At 58.3% G+C, this 16,192-nt stretch carries 15 protein-coding genes; 9 read left to right on the forward strand and 6 right to left on the reverse strand.

Annotated features, from left to right (window positions below):
* Together ABSG47_RS17330 and ABSG47_RS17335 are read right to left on the reverse strand one after the other, a co-directional pair.
* A partial coding sequence (locus tag ABSG47_RS17330; RefSeq protein WP_424170957.1) for an ABC transporter permease occupies window positions 1-1,865 on the reverse strand: 1,865 nt, incomplete at its 3' end.
* 11 nt (window positions 1,866-1,876) lie between these two features.
* A complete protein-coding gene (locus ABSG47_RS17335) occupies window positions 1,877-2,236 on the reverse strand; it encodes a PadR family transcriptional regulator (RefSeq protein WP_424170958.1) in 360 nt (119 codons plus the stop codon).
* A 368-nt stretch (window positions 2,237-2,604) separates the two neighbouring features.
* On the opposite strand from ABSG47_RS17335, the gene ABSG47_RS17340 reads away from it, so the two are divergent.
* The 8 genes from ABSG47_RS17340 to ABSG47_RS17375 all read left to right on the forward strand — a co-directional run bounded on the left by ABSG47_RS17340 (window position 2,605) and on the right by ABSG47_RS17375 (window position 10,520).
* A complete protein-coding gene (locus tag ABSG47_RS17340; RefSeq protein ID WP_424170959.1) occupies window positions 2,605-3,804 on the forward strand; it encodes an RtcB family protein in 1,200 nt (399 codons plus the stop codon).
* Window positions 3,805-3,903: 99 nt separating this feature from the next.
* Window positions 3,904-4,359 (forward strand): DIP1984 family protein, encoded by a 456-nt coding sequence (locus tag ABSG47_RS17345; RefSeq protein WP_424170960.1) that lies wholly within the window; start codon window positions 3,904-3,906, stop codon window positions 4,357-4,359.
* Window positions 4,360-4,749: 390 nt separating this feature from the next.
* Window positions 4,750-5,508, forward strand: coding sequence for a gamma-glutamyl-gamma-aminobutyrate hydrolase family protein (locus tag ABSG47_RS17350; protein ID WP_424170961.1), 759 nt, complete (start codon window positions 4,750-4,752; stop codon window positions 5,506-5,508).
* Window positions 5,505-6,134, forward strand: a complete 630-nt coding sequence (gene rsmG / locus ABSG47_RS17355) for a 16S rRNA (guanine(527)-N(7))-methyltransferase RsmG (protein ID WP_424170962.1) — start codon at window positions 5,505-5,507, stop codon at window positions 6,132-6,134. The genes ABSG47_RS17350 and rsmG overlap by 4 nt, the downstream gene beginning before the upstream one ends.
* A gap of 357 nt (window positions 6,135-6,491) precedes the next feature.
* The gene (locus ABSG47_RS17360) at window positions 6,492-7,358 is read left to right on the forward strand and encodes a ParA family protein (RefSeq protein WP_424170963.1); all 867 of its coding nucleotides are present in this window, start codon (window positions 6,492-6,494) and stop codon (window positions 7,356-7,358) included.
* 81 nt (window positions 7,359-7,439) lie between these two features.
* Window positions 7,440-8,354, forward strand: coding sequence for a ParB/RepB/Spo0J family partition protein (locus ABSG47_RS17365; protein ID WP_424170964.1), 915 nt, complete (start codon window positions 7,440-7,442; stop codon window positions 8,352-8,354).
* Window positions 8,355-8,440: 86 nt separating this feature from the next.
* Window positions 8,441-9,574 (forward strand): esterase/lipase family protein, encoded by a 1,134-nt coding sequence (locus ABSG47_RS17370; RefSeq protein WP_424170965.1) that lies wholly within the window; start codon window positions 8,441-8,443, stop codon window positions 9,572-9,574.
* A 67-nt stretch (window positions 9,575-9,641) separates the two neighbouring features.
* Window positions 9,642-10,520: a hypothetical protein gene (locus ABSG47_RS17375; RefSeq protein ID WP_424170966.1), complete on the forward strand. Its 879-nt coding sequence runs from the start codon at window positions 9,642-9,644 to the stop codon at window positions 10,518-10,520.
* Here the strand turns inward: ABSG47_RS17375 and ggt are convergent.
* Window positions 10,510-12,216: a gamma-glutamyltransferase gene (gene ggt / locus ABSG47_RS17380; RefSeq protein ID WP_424170967.1), complete on the reverse strand. Its 1,707-nt coding sequence runs from the start codon at window positions 12,214-12,216 to the stop codon at window positions 10,510-10,512. The genes ABSG47_RS17375 and ggt overlap by 11 nt on opposite strands.
* A gap of 145 nt (window positions 12,217-12,361) precedes the next feature.
* Between ggt and ABSG47_RS17385 the strand changes: the two genes are divergently transcribed.
* Window positions 12,362-13,576 carry an alpha/beta hydrolase gene (locus tag ABSG47_RS17385; RefSeq protein WP_424170968.1) on the forward strand — a complete coding sequence of 405 codons (1,215 nt, stop codon included), beginning with the start codon at window positions 12,362-12,364 and terminating at the stop codon, window positions 13,574-13,576.
* Between the two features lie 67 nt (window positions 13,577-13,643).
* Here ABSG47_RS17385 and ABSG47_RS17390 read toward each other — a convergent pair whose 3' ends face one another.
* The 3 genes from ABSG47_RS17390 to ABSG47_RS17400 form a co-directional block, all read right to left on the reverse strand.
* On the reverse strand, window positions 13,644-14,894 hold the full coding sequence (locus ABSG47_RS17390) for a carboxypeptidase-like regulatory domain-containing protein (protein ID WP_424170969.1): 1,251 nt from the start codon (window positions 14,892-14,894) through the stop codon (window positions 13,644-13,646).
* Between the two features lie 262 nt (window positions 14,895-15,156).
* Complete coding sequence (locus tag ABSG47_RS17395) at window positions 15,157-15,444, reverse strand: WCX domain-containing protein (RefSeq protein WP_424170970.1); 288 nt, start codon at window positions 15,442-15,444, stop codon at window positions 15,157-15,159.
* Between the two features lie 7 nt (window positions 15,445-15,451).
* Window positions 15,452-16,192 (reverse strand): helix-turn-helix transcriptional regulator (locus ABSG47_RS17400; RefSeq protein WP_424170971.1); only part of this gene is annotated, 741 nt, incomplete at its 5' end.

The raw sequence follows: 16,192 nt of genomic DNA on the forward strand, positions 1-16,192 counted from the left end.
CCGGTTTCATCCTGCGGAGCAAGGCCCCGGCCCCGCATAAGCCGTATTCCACTGGTGCGCACAAAATCCGTGCTCACCAGGCTGTACCATGCCTGATCCCCTTGCTGCCACGCGCGGCCTTTCACATCCGTTGTTCCGTTCATCGACACGTCGAAGCTTGAAAACGGTAGGGAGCTCTGCATCGTCACAGCCTCAACGCCCGGCAATCCCTCGATTCTCTTGAGCAGGCGCGCGTCGATCTCGCGTGAGACCTCCGCATTCTGATGCTGGTCCTCCGGCATCAATACCAGGGTCGTAATGCCGTGCGGATCAAAGCCGAGCTTCACCTCTTCCAGCGCATGAAAGGTACGCGCAAACAATCCGCACGTCGCAAGCAGAACGCAGGTCAGCGCCACCTGTAAGGAGACAAGAATTCCCGGCAGGCGTCCGGTGCGCGTAGTGGTCCTAGTTCCAGCGCCAACTCCCTGAGCTCGTGTCTGCCGTCGCACGCTGAACATCGGCGCCAGCGTGGCCGCGATGCCTACAGCAACTGCAAGCAGAACACCGCCCGCAATCGCTGCGGGATGCACCGCCAGCTCGTCGAAGCGTGCAAACTGATCGCCATATCCCTTTCGCACAAGAGCAATTGCGATCCACGCGATGCCGCCACCAAGCGCAGCGCCAGCAAAAGAAACAATGAGGCTTTCCGCGAGCAACTGCTGCGTCAACCGGGCGAAGCTTGCGCCCAGCGCCGACCGAATCTTCATCTCATCCATGCGGCTGGCCGCACGGCCAATCTGCAGGTTGGCAGCGTTGGCACAGGCAATCAACAGCAGAACCCCGACTGCTCCCAGTAGCGCCCACAGCGGCTTCTGCACGTCTCCCGTCACAAAGTCGCGGTACGGAAGCACGCGCAGCACCTTGTGTTTGGCCGCGGCATCCGGATTGGCATTCGCAAAGAATGCCTGCGCTTGCTGGCGCGCCTGCTGAATGGAAACTTCATCCTTCACCCGCGCCAGAACCGTGCCGGTGGTGAGTTCGATTTCGATTGCATCCTCACCCTTCGCATTCAGCGAGACCGGTACATACGCAACGGGCTCGCTGTTGCCTTGCGGAAAACTGAAGCCTTTCGGCAACACACCGATGAGCGTCTCCATTTTTCCGGCGATGGCAATGCCCGTCCCAATCGCCTTCGGGTCAGCATGGAGCCGCTCTCGCCAGAACGCGTCATTCACCACCGCAACGGGCGCACCGGCATCGCTTGCATGAATCAGCCGCCCCATCTCCGCACGAGCTCCAAGCAAAGCAAAAAGCTGCGGCGTAGTTGCAACCGTCAATCCGATGCGTGTTCCATCCGCTGCGCGCGTTGGCTTGATCAATGTGTTGTAGGAGGCAATGGATGCAAATGCTTCCACGCTCTTGCTCATCTGCTCAGTTTGTTCGAAAGAGAGCGAGTAGCGCGAGGCGGTTGTTCCTTCCTGGCCTTCAGCATAGATAAGGACCAGCTTGTCCGGATGTGGCAGCGCCATGGGACGAACCAGCACGGAATCCACAATGGCCAGCATTGCAATCACGGAACCCAGGCCCAGCGTCAGCGTAGCCACAAGCGCAGCCGCATAGCCGGGGCTTTTGATGAGCTGGCGTAACGCATAGCGCACATCCTGCGCAAGGTGCTCCATCCACTGCCAGCCCCACTTGCCGCGCGTTACGTCGGCCACCAGTGCGGAGTTTCCCATCTCGCGCATCGCCGCTTCCCGCGCTTCTTCCGGCGATTCGCCGCGCGCGACTTGCTCTTCCGCCGCAATCCGCAGATGCGCTTCCAACTCTGCGCGAAGGTCGTCCTTCTTCCGCTCCCAGCTAAACCAATCTTTAGGCCAAAATCGCATACGCGCTCCAGTTACTCTGCCGTACGAGCCGTACCCATCACCGCGCCAATGGCTTGCACCATGCGCTGCCAGCGCTCCTGCTCGGCAGAGTGATGTTCTTTCCCTTTTTTGGTGATCTCGTAAAACTTCGCGCGCTGGTTGCTCTCGGTCTGTCCCCACTTCGACTTGACCCACCCCTGCCGCTCAAGCCTGTGCAGCGCCGGGTACAGCGATCCCGTCTCCACCTGCAGCACCTCATCCGACTTGAAGCGAATCCCCTGCGCAATGCCGTACCCATGCATCGATCCCCAACGCAGCGCCTCCAGAATCAGCATGTCCAGTGTGCCCTGCAGCAGCTCAATCCGGTTCTGATATTTTTCCGTTTTTGCCATGATGTAGATAAACTACACCCATGCCCGTAGATTGTCTACAGCCAGCATGGGTTTATAAACTTTTTGCATTCTCAACTTATTTTTCGCTTGCAGTTTTTCCTGACTTCAGGCATTCTGTCCCTCGTGCTGTACCGAATCCAACCCGAATCAAAACATGACGCCAGTAGCCTGTGGCTCGCGTCGCCACGGAATCGCGTCTCCGGGTCAGGATTCGAGAGGAGCAGCCTCTAGCGCTCTGTTTAGCACTTGCTCTCTCGAAGCCCCTGGCCAAGCGGTCAGGGGTTTTTGTTGATGCACAACAAAATTTCCATGACCTTCGGGTTCAGGTCCGCACCAACACTCAACAGTGATTGAAACGAGTAATCCAAATGGTACGAATGGAGATTTTTGACAACCAGATTCCGGTCTTCGGCACTGCCGATGACCGCACCCTGAACCAGATTCGCGTCTGCGCCCGCACTGCGGACAAGGTCGCGCTCATGCCGGATAACCACCTCGGTTACGGTGTCCCCATCGGTGGCGTTGTGGCCTATCGAAATGCCATCAGCCCCACCGGCGTCGGCTACGACATCGGCTGCGGCAACAAGGCCGTGCGTCTCGACATGCGCGGCTCCGAGCTGCGCGCCAACATCGCTCGCATCATGGACGATGTGTGGAAGATCATCAGCTTCGGCGTTGGCCGCAAAAACAACGAAGCGGGCAACGAGGAGATCCGGTCACACGTGCTCTTTGAGGACGACGCATGGAAGCTGAAGTCGATCTCGCCGCTTAAGCAAATGGCGCGCAATCAACTCGGTACCGTAGGCAGCGGCAATCACTATGTCGACCTCTTCGTTGATGAAGAGGATCGCGTTTGGATTGGCGTCCACTTCGGCTCGCGAGGACTCGGCCACAAGACCGCGACTTGGTTTCTTGAGGCGGCTGGCGCGTCGGACGGGATGGACGTAGAGCCCTGCGTACTCTCGACCGCCAGCGATCTGGGTACAGATTATCTCGAAGCCATGCGTCTCGCAGGCGATTACGCCTACGCTGGCCGAGACTGGGTCTGCACGCGCGTCGCCGCCATTCTCGGCGCGCCCATCGTAGAAGAGGTGCACAACCACCATAACTACGCATGGCGCGAGGAGCATAACGGGGAGATGCTTTGGGTCGTTCGCAAGGGAGCAACGCCGGCCTTTCCCGGCCAGCGCGGTTTCGTCGGTGGAACCATGGGCGAGCAGTCCGTGATTCTTGAAGGCGTGGAGAATGAGCACGCGCGTTACTCACTCTACTCCACCGTTCACGGTGCAGGTCGCGCCATGGGCCGTCGCGAGGCCGCAGGCGTCATCGATCGCGAGACCGGTGCGGTCAAGCGCGCGGGCCGCGTCACGCCTGAGATGATGCGCGGCTGGGTCGAGCGCGCTGGTATAGAACTGCGCGGCGCGGGACTCGACGAATCGCCCGACTGCTACAAGCGCCTTGACGAGGTTCTCGATGCCGTCAGCGACACAGTGCGTATCCTGCACCGCCTTACCCCGGTCGGTGTAGCCATGGCCGGCGCAAACGAGTTCGATCCCTACAAGGATTGACCTAACACATTGGTTCCTATCTTTCACGTGTATTGCGTGAAGGATGGGATACCGGCAAACCTGGCCTTGTTACACGGGCAGGCCGGAAAGGAAAGAACCATGAAGTTAGCAGAAGCTTTGGCAGAGCGCAGTGACTGCCAGACTCGAATTGAAGAACTCAAGAAGCGCATGATTCGCTCTGCTCGCGTGCAGGAAGGCGATAAGCCTGCAGAAGATGTCTCGGAGCTGCTCGCGGAATCGGAGCGTATCTTCGCGCGATTGAATGAGCTCATCAGCGCCATCAATCGCACCAATGCACATACGGCATTCAATGCGAAGCAGACTATCTCGGACGCAATCTCGGAGCGCGACATCACGGCCAAGCGCCGCGACTTCCTCTCCACAATCGCCGAGGCGGCAAGCACGCGCCAGGATCGCTATACCAAGTCGGAGGTGAAGTTTGTAGCATCTGTCTCCATCTCAACGCTCCAGGCTGAAGTGGACCGGCTCTCGAAGCACTACCGTGAGCTTGATACGCGTTTGCAGGAGCTGAACTGGATGACGGCATTGATCTGAGGCAGTTGGTAGTTTCCTGTCGTAGCGAGCACAAGCCCTGCCGGGGGCCAAGCCGGCACTCTGGTGACCCTGAAGGGCCAGGGTCGACGGGTTCGACTCCCGCGCAGTACAACGCAGGCTCAGTACGGTTACAACCGCACCGTGCATCGATGACTGCTTACAACCATGTGCTGGGCAACAGAAGACGAGGGTGGGTTCGGGGACCCTCAGATCAAAATTAAACATCCACCATAACCAAATTTGGGCGCGGCACCTGCTGCGCTCTAAATTTGCACACTTCATCGGAATCCGTTTCCAAAAAACTTATCCACTTTACTTATGTATTTGAAAATAAACAACTTATACCAATATATAGCCATCTAGCCTTCCTCGTCGTACACTAATCTGTTTATGAGCGTTCGCATAGCCATTCCTGTACCCACCTCGATCGACACGGATTACAACACGCGCGCGCTGCCGCCGTATCTTCAGGCTCTCCAGTCTGCTGGAGCTACTCCCATCCTCATCTCGCTTGAAGACAAGCCTGCCGATGTTGCCCGCATTCTTTCCAAGGTTCAGGGAGTTCTTCTACCGGGGAGCAAATTCGACGTCGATCCACAGAAATACGGCGCCGAAAAGATCCCCGCCTGCAACCCCGCCGATCCGGCTCGCGAAGCCGTCGAAGAGCTGCTTCTGCAGGATGCCTTCAACCTCCATAAGCCCATCCTCGCCATCTGTTACGGAATCCAGAGCCTCAATGTCTGGCTCAATGGCGCACTCATTCAGGATCTGCCCACCGCGGGTAAAACGCAGATCGACCATGCCCCCGGACGCGCCATCCTCGAAGCTCATTCCATCCGCATTACGCCCGGATCGCTTATCTCCCGCCTGGCCGGTGGAGCCGCGGAAGATCAAGTCAACTCCAGCCACCACCAGGCCCTGCTTGTTCCAGGCAACAACCTTCGCGTCACGGCCATCTCTTTAATTGACGAGGTTATTGAGGCTGTGGAGCTTGAATCGCCCGATCACTGGGCGGTCGGCGTCCAGTGGCATCCCGAACGCACTTACACCACCAGTGCGCTCTCTCGCGCACTTTTTTCCGCCTTCGTCCACGCCGCCGAGGCATGGAAGCCCCGCGCAATTCACGAATCAGTGGCGATGACACAATGACCGCTCCTTCTTGTTTTGAAGTAAAACTCAACGCGATTCTTGCGGAATCCGGCCACCCGCCGCTCGACTCCGAGACCGCATCGCGCTTCGAGGATTACTCTGTCCTGCTGCAGCGCTGGAACGCCCGCACCAACCTCACCGCCATCCGGGATGAGGACAGCATGCTGCGCCATCACTTCGCGGAGTGCATAGCCGCTGCGCAAGCCCTCCCTATCGATTCCGGCACGCTGCTAGATTTTGGCTCGGGAGCTGGCTTTCCCGGCATACCCATCGCTCTCTGCAAACCCGAGGTTCACGTCACACTTGCTGAGTCCCAGGGAAAAAAGACCGCATTCCTCCGCGAAGCGATCCGTACCCTTGGGCTTTCGACCCAGGTCTACTCCGACCGCGCAGAGAAACTCGGCAAGACCTTCGATCTCGTCACTCTGCGCGCCGTTGACAAGATGGAAACTGCGATCGAAGCCGCCACGGCGCTTGTGCGTCCCAGTGGTTGGCTCGTTTTGCTGGCCACCTCCAACACGCAGGCCAGCCTTCAGGCAGCAGCCGGCGGCGAATTTGCTTGGTCATCCGCAAAGCCACTCCCCGGCGGAGACGACCGCATTCTGCTTCTTGGCCAGAAGTCCTGATTTTAGAGATTCTTAGGCCGCCCGAATATGCCTGAATGTTCCACGTGGAACATTCTCCTGAAGCCAGCCCAGCCCAATGTTCCACGTGGAACATTGAAGCGAAACGCGACACCAAACAGGAAAAGCCCGCCGAGAAATCCTCCCAGCGCGCTCACCATCCGGAACAAGTTTTCCACCATTCACTGCTTTGTAACCCTCATCTCCGCCAGCCCGTCCATCTGCTCGCAATCCCTTGACTTCGTAATAGTTACCCTCTGCCGAACCTTCGCGCAAAATAGCGCTTTCCACAGCTTTGCCGGATTCTCCACAGCTCAATCGCCTGTTCCAAACCGCCCGCGAACGATAGTCTTAAATCCCATGGGAAGGATCGTCGGACTCGTCAATCAAAAAGGAGGTGTGGGTAAAACCACAACCGCCATTAATCTCTCCGCCTGCCTCGCTCTTGAGGGCCTCAAAGTGCTTTTGGTCGACTGCGACCCCCAGGCAAACGCCTCCTCCGGCGTCGGCATCCCGCGCGACGACGACCGTCACTCAATTTATGACGTCCTCATGGAGCTCGCGCCCGCCGAGCAGGTGATTCTCCCCACGGAAATCGAAACTCTCTTCCTGTTGCCCGGCTCCAAGAACCTTACCGGAGCTAATATCGAGCTCGCCCCGGCACAAGACCGCGCTCTCCGCCTCCGCAAGGCTCTCGATCCGATCAAAGACAAGTACGACATGATCCTGCTCGATTGCCCGCCGGCGCTCGATCTGCTGACCGTCAATGTGCTGGCCGCTGCAAACTCGCTCATCGTCACCATGCAGGCCGAATATTTCGCCCTTGAAGGCATCTCCGAGCTGATTTCGACTCTTGAGCGCGTGCGCCAGGCCTACAATCCAGAGGCCAAAATCGAAGGCGTCCTGCTCACCATGTATGACGACCGCACCAATCTGGCCCAGCAGGTCACGCAGACTCTCCGCCAGCACTTCAAGGAGCAGCTCTTCAAGACCGTGATTCCGCGCAACATTCGTCTCGCTGAAGCCCCGAGCCACGGCAAGCCCGTCGCGCTTTATGATCCGCGCTCGCGGGGAACGGAGGCCTATTTTGAGCTCGCCAACGAATATCTGGCACGAAACGGCATCGAGAGCCCGCGCGCAAAGAAGCGCGCCGAGGAACTGGCCATCGCGGCCTCTGTCGAACGCGAATCGCGCAAGCCAGCGGTCCGTTTCTGGCCATATTCTTAACAGCCGGCCTTACCGTTCGTATCTTTCCCTGAAAGTTCATGTTTCCCCGGCGAAACTGCCGGGCTCCAAGGATGTTGATTTATGACGACAACCCCCGCACACGATCCCAAGCGCCGCGCACTCGGTAAGGGGCTCGATTCGCTCCTCCCCCGAGTACAGACTCCCGCCACTCCTTCCTATACCGCAGGTCCTGAGCCGGAAACCGGCAAGCCGCGCGAGATTCCGGTCGAGCTGATCGATCCGAACCCATATCAGACGCGAAAAATCTTTGACGAAGGCGGCCTGGCGGAGCTCGCCGAATCCATCAAGGCCAACGGCGTCGTGCAGCCTATTCTCGTCCGCCCCCGCGCTGACGGTCGCTTCCAGCTCATTGCCGGCGAGCGCCGCTGGCGTGCCTCAAAGCTTGTCGAAAAGAAAACCATCCCCGCCATCCTGCGCCAGGTCTCTGACGAGCAGGCGATGGAGATCACCATCGTCGAAAATCTCCAGCGAGCGGACCTGAATCCCATCGAACAGGCACGCGGCTTTGAACGCCTCTCGCGCGAGTTCAACATGACGCACGAGCAGATATCCGTTCGCACCGGCAAAGACCGCGCCTCCATCTCGAACTATCTGCGCCTCCTCAAGCTTCCCAGCACTGTGCAGCAGCAAGTAGAAGGCGGAATCCTCAGCTTTGGCCATGCCCGCGCCCTGCTCGGCCTGCAAGGCACGGGCGAAATGGAAAAAGCCGCCCAGCGCGCGGCCCAGCTTTCGCTTTCTGTTCGCCAATTGGAAAATATGGTGCAGCAGATACTGAACCCCGAAAAGGCCAAAGCGAAGGAAGAAAAGCCCGAGCTCCCCGTCGACCCCAACGTCCGCGAAGTCGCCGACCAGCTCCAACGCGCTCTCGGCCTCCGGGTCTCCATCGAAGACAAAAAGGGTCGCGGCCGCGTCATCATCGAATACGCCAAGCTCGAAGACTTTGACGCGCTGCTCGAAAAACTCGCAGGGAGTTAGTCGATCAGGAACCTTCTTCACAGAAGCGCGCTAATCTTAAATCTGCATTCCATTTACCAGTCCTGCACTGGATAGGGGGCTTTGTTTTGCAACGCGCAGCCGCAGTTCTCTGGGCGCTGACTGTAAGTTTAGTTTTTGCCTATCTGGGCAGTTGCCCGGCCAAAGCCGACGATCTCAAGCCACGAGTCATCGTATTTGTCCATGGTATTCATGGAAACCGTGATACCTGGCGCGCGCCGAACGGCGTTTATTGGCCGGAGCTTATCCAGAGCGATCCGCATTTTCAAAAATCAGACGTGGTGGTTGCCGAGTATCCCACGCCATCCATGTACGGCAAGCTCTCCACAGTACAGATCTCGGAAACGCTCTGGCAGAGCCTTAATCGGCAGAGGGTCTGGGAGCACAAAGAGGTCGTATTCATTGCGCACAGCCTGGGCGGAATCCTTACAGAGGAGATGCTGCTCAGCCATCCTGCGGACGCTGCGCGCGTCCGATTTATTGTTTCGTACTCAACTCCGCACCAAGGGTCGTTTGTCGCCAATCTGGCCAAGATATACGACAGTGATCCGCTTCTGACCGATCTTCGGGAAAGCAATGACAACAGCTTTCTCATGGACCTGGAGCAGAAGTGGAGAAGCACGCAATCGGTCGACGGAATTCATCGATACTGCGCATTTGAGGCACTGGATACGGCTGCAGGAGCAGGCGCGGGCAAGTATCTGCGGGCGCACACGCGCGTGGTCAGTTATTACAGCGCGACCTACGGCTGTGACGTGAATACGGCTCCGCAGAAGATTACCGCCGACCACATCGATATCGTGAGGCCTCTCAGCCGAACGGCCGATGCATATACCTTTTTTGCCAGGGTCTATCGCAATAATCCGGTCATGGATGCAGTGGAGGCTATACGCGACAACAAGGTCTCCGGGCTTACCGTCGACTGCAACCGCACCAATTCGGCAAATGACCTGCAGGTGCCCATCGTGCTCGATACCACGCTGCAGGAACGGATCTTGTCCGTGCAGGCCGAGTACGTGGATACGGACAAAATCCGCGAAATATCGTCTCCTGCGGTAACAAAAATCGATCCAGGCGGAATTGCGCATATTTCATACGCATTCAAGGGGCAAGGGAGAGGTTTACTGCTGGGCTGTCCCGTGGGGCGGGCATCCATTCTGGTTCATTTCAAAATCCACAGTGAAGTGCCTGTAGACGAGTAGACCTCAGGAATGAGTGTGCCTCGCTATAGAGCTATAGAATGATCTGCACATTCGGCAGGAGAGATCCATGACACTCGAAGTCTGGGCAATGATCATCGCCGGCGCAGTCGTGCTGGTCGCGGGCCTCATCCTCGCCTGGCCGCGCTTCCAGTCAGCCTCCGGCCTCGACAAAGTTTTCGTGCTCGCGCCGGTCTTTGAGGCTGTGCCGCTCGCCATCTTTGCCATGGAGCATCTCTTCGATGCGCGCGACCTGATGGGCGCTGTGCCCAAGTGGCTTCCCGGCCCGCTCTTCTGGACTTACTTCTTTGGCGTCGCGCTTTTAGCAGCAGCCATCAGCTTTATCCTCTGGTGCTGCGTGGGCATATCGTCTTCGCTTCTTGCAGTATTCTTCCTGCTCATTGTGGTTACCGTAGACCTGCCCGGCCTGTTTGTTCAGGTTCACGACCGCATCTTCTGGACGCTCACGGTGCGCGAACTTTGCTTCGCCGCAGGTGCATTGGTGCTGGCCGGCAGCCTCATGGGCAAAGCCCCTATGGGCCGTGCCTACGTACTCGGCGGCCGCTCCATCGTCGCGCTCGTCATGATCTTCTACGGCATCGAGCACTTCTTCTTCCCGCACAACGTGCCCGGCGTCCCGCTTGAAAAGATCACACCCAGCTGGATCCCCGCTTCGGCAGCCATTACATGCTTCATCGGAGCCATCCTCATCCTCGCAGGAATCGGACTTTTCATCCGCCGCACCGTCCGCATCGCAGCCGCCGGCGCCGGAGCCATTCTCGTGCTTCTCGTGATCGTCTTCTACGGCCCGATCTGCATCTCCGAGATCTCCACCAATCCAGTCGAGGGCCTCAATTACGTAGGCGATACGCTTCTCTTTGCAGCCACGGTCATGCTCGCCGGCTTTGGTGAAAATTCAACAGAAACCGGCCAGCCAGTTAATGCCTGATGGATTTGCCGGAGAAATCCGGCTGCTCCGGAATCGCCGCGCCGTCCGCGCGCGGGTCGGACGCGCCGGAGTTGACGCCGGTTTTGCTGTCATGAAGAATGGCCTGCCCGCGTCCCATCTGCGATGTGTAATCAGGATGCACCTGCAGCACGTGTCCCATGCGCGTTAGCGCATCGAGCGTTGCCGGCGTCACGCGTGACTCGATCACAATTCTGCAGCCCAGTTGCTGGCGGTCGGTAAATCGCGGCTCTTCCATCGCAGCCTGGATATTCATGTGGTAATCGACCACATTGGAGACAAACTGCGCATGTGCCAGCGGCTGATTCAGGCCACCCATGATGCCGAAGCCAATATGCTGATCGCCGTGCTGCATGAAGGCCGGAATGATGGTGTGAAACGGGCGCTTGCGGCCGGCCAGCGCGTTGGGCGATGCGGGATCGAGCGAAAAGAGTCCGCCGCGGTCCTGCAGCGCAAATCCCATGCCGAGCACAGTCACATTCGAGCCGAAGTTGTTGTAGTTGCTCTGAATCACCGAGAGTATATTGCCTTCGCGGTCGGCAACGGTAAAGTACGTCGTGTCGCTTTTTCCCAGCGCGCCCGGAGCCACAGTGCAGTTGGCTTTCGCAGGATCGATCAGCGAAGCCCGTTTCGCGGCATAGGCCTTCGAGAGAAGCTGATCGACAGGTATTTTGCTGAAGCGCGGATCGCCGACATACGCCTTCACATCGGCATAAGCCAGCTTCATCGCCTCAATGCGCGTGTGCAGCTCGCCAGGGCTGTGCGCGCCCGCGGGGTCTGGCTTGAACTGCTCCATAATGTTCAGCATTTCCAGTGCCGCAATGCCGTCGCCGTTGGGCGGCAGCTCGTATACGGTCCAGTCGCGGTATTGCGTTGAGATCGGCTCAACCCACTCCGCGGAGTAGGAAGCAAGATCCTCCGCCGTCATCGTGCCGCCCAGCGCCTGCGAGGTCTTCAAAATGGCCTGCGCAATCTCGCCCTTGTAAAACGCCCCTTCGCCCTGTTCCGCCACAAGCCTCAGCGCATGCGCCACATCTGGATTGCGAAAGACCTCGCCGGTCTCCGGCGTCTTGCCGCCGGGCAGAAAGACGCGCGTGCTCTCCGCATTCTTGAGCAGCTCTTCGCGATCTCCGTTCCACCAGTCATGAATAATCTCCGCCACAGGAAATCCCTGATCGGCATACACAATGGCCGGCTGAAAGAGCTCGCGCCACGGCAGTTTTCCCCAGCGCGCGTGCAGCTTGGTCCATCCATCCACCACGCCCGGCACCGTCACGGAGTCGATCCCGTACTGCGGCATCGCGGTCACGCCCTTCTCGCGTAGATGCTCGATCGTCAGCGTCTTCGGCGCCCAGCCGCTCGCGTTGATGCCATAGATTTTTCCCGTCTTCGCCTCCCAGTAAATGGCAAAGAGGTCGCCGCCAAGCCCATTCGAGGTGGGTTCCGTAACGTTCAGAACGGCATTCGCTGCAATCGCCGCATCAATCGCCGAGCCGCCCTGCTCAAGGATGCGCGCGCCTGCCTGTGAAGCCGAGACCTGGCTCGTGGCAACGATGCCATATTGCGTGCTGACCACAGACCGCCCATAAGAACGGTCCTGTCCGGGCAAGCTGCCAGCGGACAAGCAAAGCGTGGCCAGACCAGCGAGCACAACGGCAGAAAATCTGAGTGCAAACATGCGTGCGCAACTCCGGAAGGGAATGTCTGAGGAAATTCGTAAGCCTGCAGCGAAACTACAACTCTATCACCGGCGGATTCCTTTCAACCCGCTCTGATCCATACTGCGCGTCTATACTGCGTCACGGGGGCTCAAAACGCAATCTATGCATCTCTATCGCATTTCCTCCGCAGTGATTCTGCTCTTCGCCTGTTCGCTGGCGCACGCGCAAACTCCAGCCGTTCCGCCCGTGCCGCAGCCCACGCCCAATCAACCGGTGCCCGCTCCGCAAGCCCGCCCCACTCCGCCCACGCGCGATCCCCATACGCCCGGCTACGTGGATGCGAAAGAACTTCCAGACGGCACAGTTCCGCCCGCCGATAAAGATGGCAATTTCATCCTTGGCCCCACGCACACGCCCGCGCCAGAGGCGCTCGCCAACCCCAACATCCCTCACGGCGATATCTTCGAGTTCGTCCTTAACTCAGCCGACAGTAAGTTCTATCCCGGGATCAAGCGCGATCCCGGCCCACTCGGAACGCCTGACCCCAACGATCCAGCGAAGCTCATCGTCACCACCAGCCATCCCGCGCCCTACACGCGCAAAGTCACCGTCTACGTGCCAAAGCAGTATCAGCCCGGCACCGCCGCGCCATTCATCGTAGGCGCAGACGGGCCAGACATGCTGCTCTTCACCACACTCGACTCGCTCATCGCTGAACATCGCGTCCCCGCCATGATCGCCATCTCCATCTCCAACGGCACCGGCGACGCGCAAGGCAGCGAGCGCGGCCTCGAATACGACACCATGTCCGGCCGCTACGCCGAGTTCGTCGAGCAGGAAGTCCTCCCGCAAGTCGAGTCGCGCTATCACGTCACGCTCACCCGCGCTCCCGAAGGCCGCGCGGCGACAGGCGGCAGCTCCGGCGGAGCCGTCTCGCTCATCATGGCCTGGTATCACCCGGAGCTCTATCACCGCGTCCTCGCCTACTCCGGCACATGGATCAACCAGCAATGGCCCAGCAATCCCGACACACCACACGGCGCATGGGAGTTCCACGAGCACATCATCCCCTCATCACCGCGCAAACCGATTCGTATCTGGATGGAGGTCGGCGACCGCGACCTCTACAATCCCAACGTCATGCGCGACAACATGCACGACTGGGTCCTCGCCAACGAAAACATGGCGCGCGTCCTGGCCGCCAAGGGCTACCACTACCAGTTCCTCTTCGCGCAAAACGCGGGCCACGTCGACTACGCAACAAAAAAGCAGGCCACGTCGACTACGCAACAAAAAAGCAGACTCTGGCCGAAGCGCTCGAATATCTCTGGCAGGGCTATCCGCAAAAGTAAACATAAGATGACTTATCGATACTAATCGTAGTTGCCGAAAACGCCGTTTTTCGGGCATTTAAGTCCGATTCACCTTAAGAGAGGGCCTGCACCTACTTCGAATGCCAGATTTGGCAAGGATTACCGGGCAGAATCAACTGGAGCGGCTCAACCGGGGCATGGTCTCTCTTTGTTGAGAATGTCACTTCAGGTGAGTATTCGTTTTCGATTGTCTTGCCACAATCACAATCGACCTGCGCATTTGCACGATAGTCGAAGCCAGCTGGAAGGGATACAGTGCCATCTTCATCGGGATAGAACGCTTCATTGCCGATCGATCCGTACTTAGGGTAAAGGCTGTTATGGAAGAACACATAGGCATTCGGTTCGGGTCTTCCGTTCAACCAAAATACGGAAACCCGCACCTTGGTAAGTTCCAGCCTGTTGAGTTTAATCGGCGCTAAACTCAGGTGCTTGGCACGGGTCAGGTCGAGAATCTCAGCATGGGACTGTTCGGATACTTCGGGATAATACAGGGTTAGAAATGGAAGCTTCGGACTGGGAGGCGCGTTCCACAAAACCGAAAGGAAGTATCGGCCTGACTTCTCTGGCCGTATGATGTACTCTCCGGTCTTATCGGTGAAGTCCTGCACCGCCTGCTGGGCTTGGGCGTCGCTATCGTCGAGAAGAGGAACCAGGCTAATCTCGATGGCCTCAACTGGTTTGCCGCGATCATCGACAACACTCCCCCTCACTATCAAGCTACGAAGGTCATACTCAGCCTGCCTTTGTCTCTCCACGCTTTTCTCATGCAAGAAGAGACAAGCTGCGCAAACGCCGTATGTAGCGAAGCCGAGTATCGCGAAGCTCTTGGTACGCGGACTTGCCAAGGCCTGCCCTGCACCTCCTGTTTTCCCTCCTGCAAGCTTGAAGATCGCGAAGCTTAGAGCAGAAATCAGCGCTACCATCCACAGGCAAATCGGTAGGTCTTTGACGATTCTGAGGTATGCTTGAGATCCCGACACTTCCAAAGATGCATATGCCTGGCGGAATCGAATCTCATCCCAAACCCACTTGCCCAGCAATCCCAAAAGCAAAACAGTCGCGGCGGATAGCGCACCTAGCCAAGTTCGGCGACGGCGGTAAACGCCTACATCGAGGAGGCCGAAGTCCAGGCGTGTTCCCAAAAACCACCACCAAAGCAGGATGAGAGGGAGTTCCACGGCATAGACGAAATATGGAGGGGCTTCGGTCCAGACATTCGACACCAGTCGGGCGAGCGCGACTGGCAGAACATTAAGCGATCCAAGAGTGTAGGTCGGAACTTCGCACGGCCAGAACGGCCGACCGGAATCGTAGTACATGCACCGCCGATCCACATGAACACCCCATGCCATCAACGTGATCGAGATGAGCCCGAAGACTAAGGGCAGAGACGCTCTGTAAGGAATCTTGCGCATTCTGGATTAGACACCGACGAGGCCGCTTTTGAAGTATTGAAATGCTTGATAAGTCGCGTTTTCGGCAAGTTCAACGCTGCTCCTCACAAAACAGGTTTAGTCCTGATAAACGCGTTTCTGTTGAGCAACACACCCAGCCGGAAGCACACGCATACTTATCTAAGGTCTATTCCATTTCAGCAGCCGCAATTGGAGCATCCGCAGTCTCCACCGCCCGCCGCGCCAGCTCACGAAAAGTCTCGCGCATCTCCGGCGGGCTATGCACCACAATTCTCCGTCCCATGCTTAGCAACATCGCCGCAAACATCTCCAGCCGATCGCGCCCGCATCGCAGTCGCACACCGCCATCCTGCGCTTCCATTGATATGCGAATCGGCCCAAAGCTGCGCTCCGCCTCTGCAATCGGCATATCGATCCACACATCGATCTGATAGTCCGACTGAATAAACGGCATCCGCTCCTCACTGAATAAACGGCATCCGCTCCTCAAGATATTTGCGTGCATCAAACGCCGCCGGCCTGCGAAATCCCGCCACACCGACCACAAGATCAGCCACGCGATCCAGCCGAAAGGTCCGCATCGCTTTGCGTGTCAGGCAATAGCCAATCAGGTACCAGCGTCCGTCGGTATGCATCAGCGCGTACGGCTCAATCTGCCTCCGCGTAGCCGCCCCGTCAACGGCCTCATAGCCGAAGCGGATTCTCTTACTGGTACGAATGGCAGTGGCCGCTCGGATCAGGCTCTCCACAGAGGTTGAAACCACCCACGGCCCCGGCTCAATCGCCACCACATCCTCCACCGTGCGCACGCTCTCGAGCAACGCATCCGGCAGCACGCGACTTAGCTTCTCCAGCGCGCTCTCCGTCGCCGGCGCAAAGGCCGAAAGCCCAATCTGCCGCAGCGCCCGCAGCCCCAGCGATAGCGCAAAAGCCTCTTCATTGGTCAGCAGCAGCGGCGGCAGCCGATACCCTGGCTTCAGCCGATACGCCCCACCCACTCCCCGCGAAGACTCCACCGGAATCTTCAGGTCCTTCAACCGCACCACATACCGCTGCACCGTGCGCAGGTCCACTTCCAGACGCTCGGCCAGCTCCGCGCCACTCACAGAGTCGCGCGCCTGCAGAATCTCCAGGACGGTAAGCACGCGCATAACAGGGTCATACATAGGCACTCCAAAAATTTGGTCCGACGTGGCACCCGG

The sequence above is a fragment of the Occallatibacter sp. genome (assembly GCF_049510455.1).
Classification (GTDB): Bacteria; Acidobacteriota; Terriglobia; order Terriglobales; family Acidobacteriaceae; genus Telmatobacter.

Coding starts and splice junctions, on each gene's coding strand:
- ABSG47_RS17335 (WP_424170958.1), bottom strand. CDS start 2,236: ATGGCAAAAACGGAAAAATATCAGAACCGGATTGAGCTGCTGCAGGGC.
- ABSG47_RS17340 (WP_424170959.1), top strand. CDS start 2,605: ATGGTACGAATGGAGATTTTTGACAACCAGATTCCGGTCTTCGGCACT.
- ABSG47_RS17345 (WP_424170960.1), top strand. CDS start 3,904: ATGAAGTTAGCAGAAGCTTTGGCAGAGCGCAGTGACTGCCAGACTCGA.
- ABSG47_RS17350 (WP_424170961.1), top strand. CDS start 4,750: ATGAGCGTTCGCATAGCCATTCCTGTACCCACCTCGATCGACACGGAT.
- rsmG (WP_424170962.1), top strand. CDS start 5,505: ATGACCGCTCCTTCTTGTTTTGAAGTAAAACTCAACGCGATTCTTGCG.
- ABSG47_RS17360 (WP_424170963.1), top strand. CDS start 6,492: ATGGGAAGGATCGTCGGACTCGTCAATCAAAAAGGAGGTGTGGGTAAA.
- ABSG47_RS17365 (WP_424170964.1), top strand. CDS start 7,440: ATGACGACAACCCCCGCACACGATCCCAAGCGCCGCGCACTCGGTAAG.
- ABSG47_RS17375 (WP_424170966.1), top strand. CDS start 9,642: ATGACACTCGAAGTCTGGGCAATGATCATCGCCGGCGCAGTCGTGCTG.
- ggt (WP_424170967.1), bottom strand. CDS start 12,216: ATGTTTGCACTCAGATTTTCTGCCGTTGTGCTCGCTGGTCTGGCCACG.
- ABSG47_RS17385 (WP_424170968.1), top strand. CDS start 12,362: ATGCATCTCTATCGCATTTCCTCCGCAGTGATTCTGCTCTTCGCCTGT.
- ABSG47_RS17390 (WP_424170969.1), bottom strand. CDS start 14,894: ATGTACTACGATTCCGGTCGGCCGTTCTGGCCGTGCGAAGTTCCGACC.
- ABSG47_RS17395 (WP_424170970.1), bottom strand. CDS start 15,444: ATGCCGTTTATTCAGTCGGACTATCAGATCGATGTGTGGATCGATATG.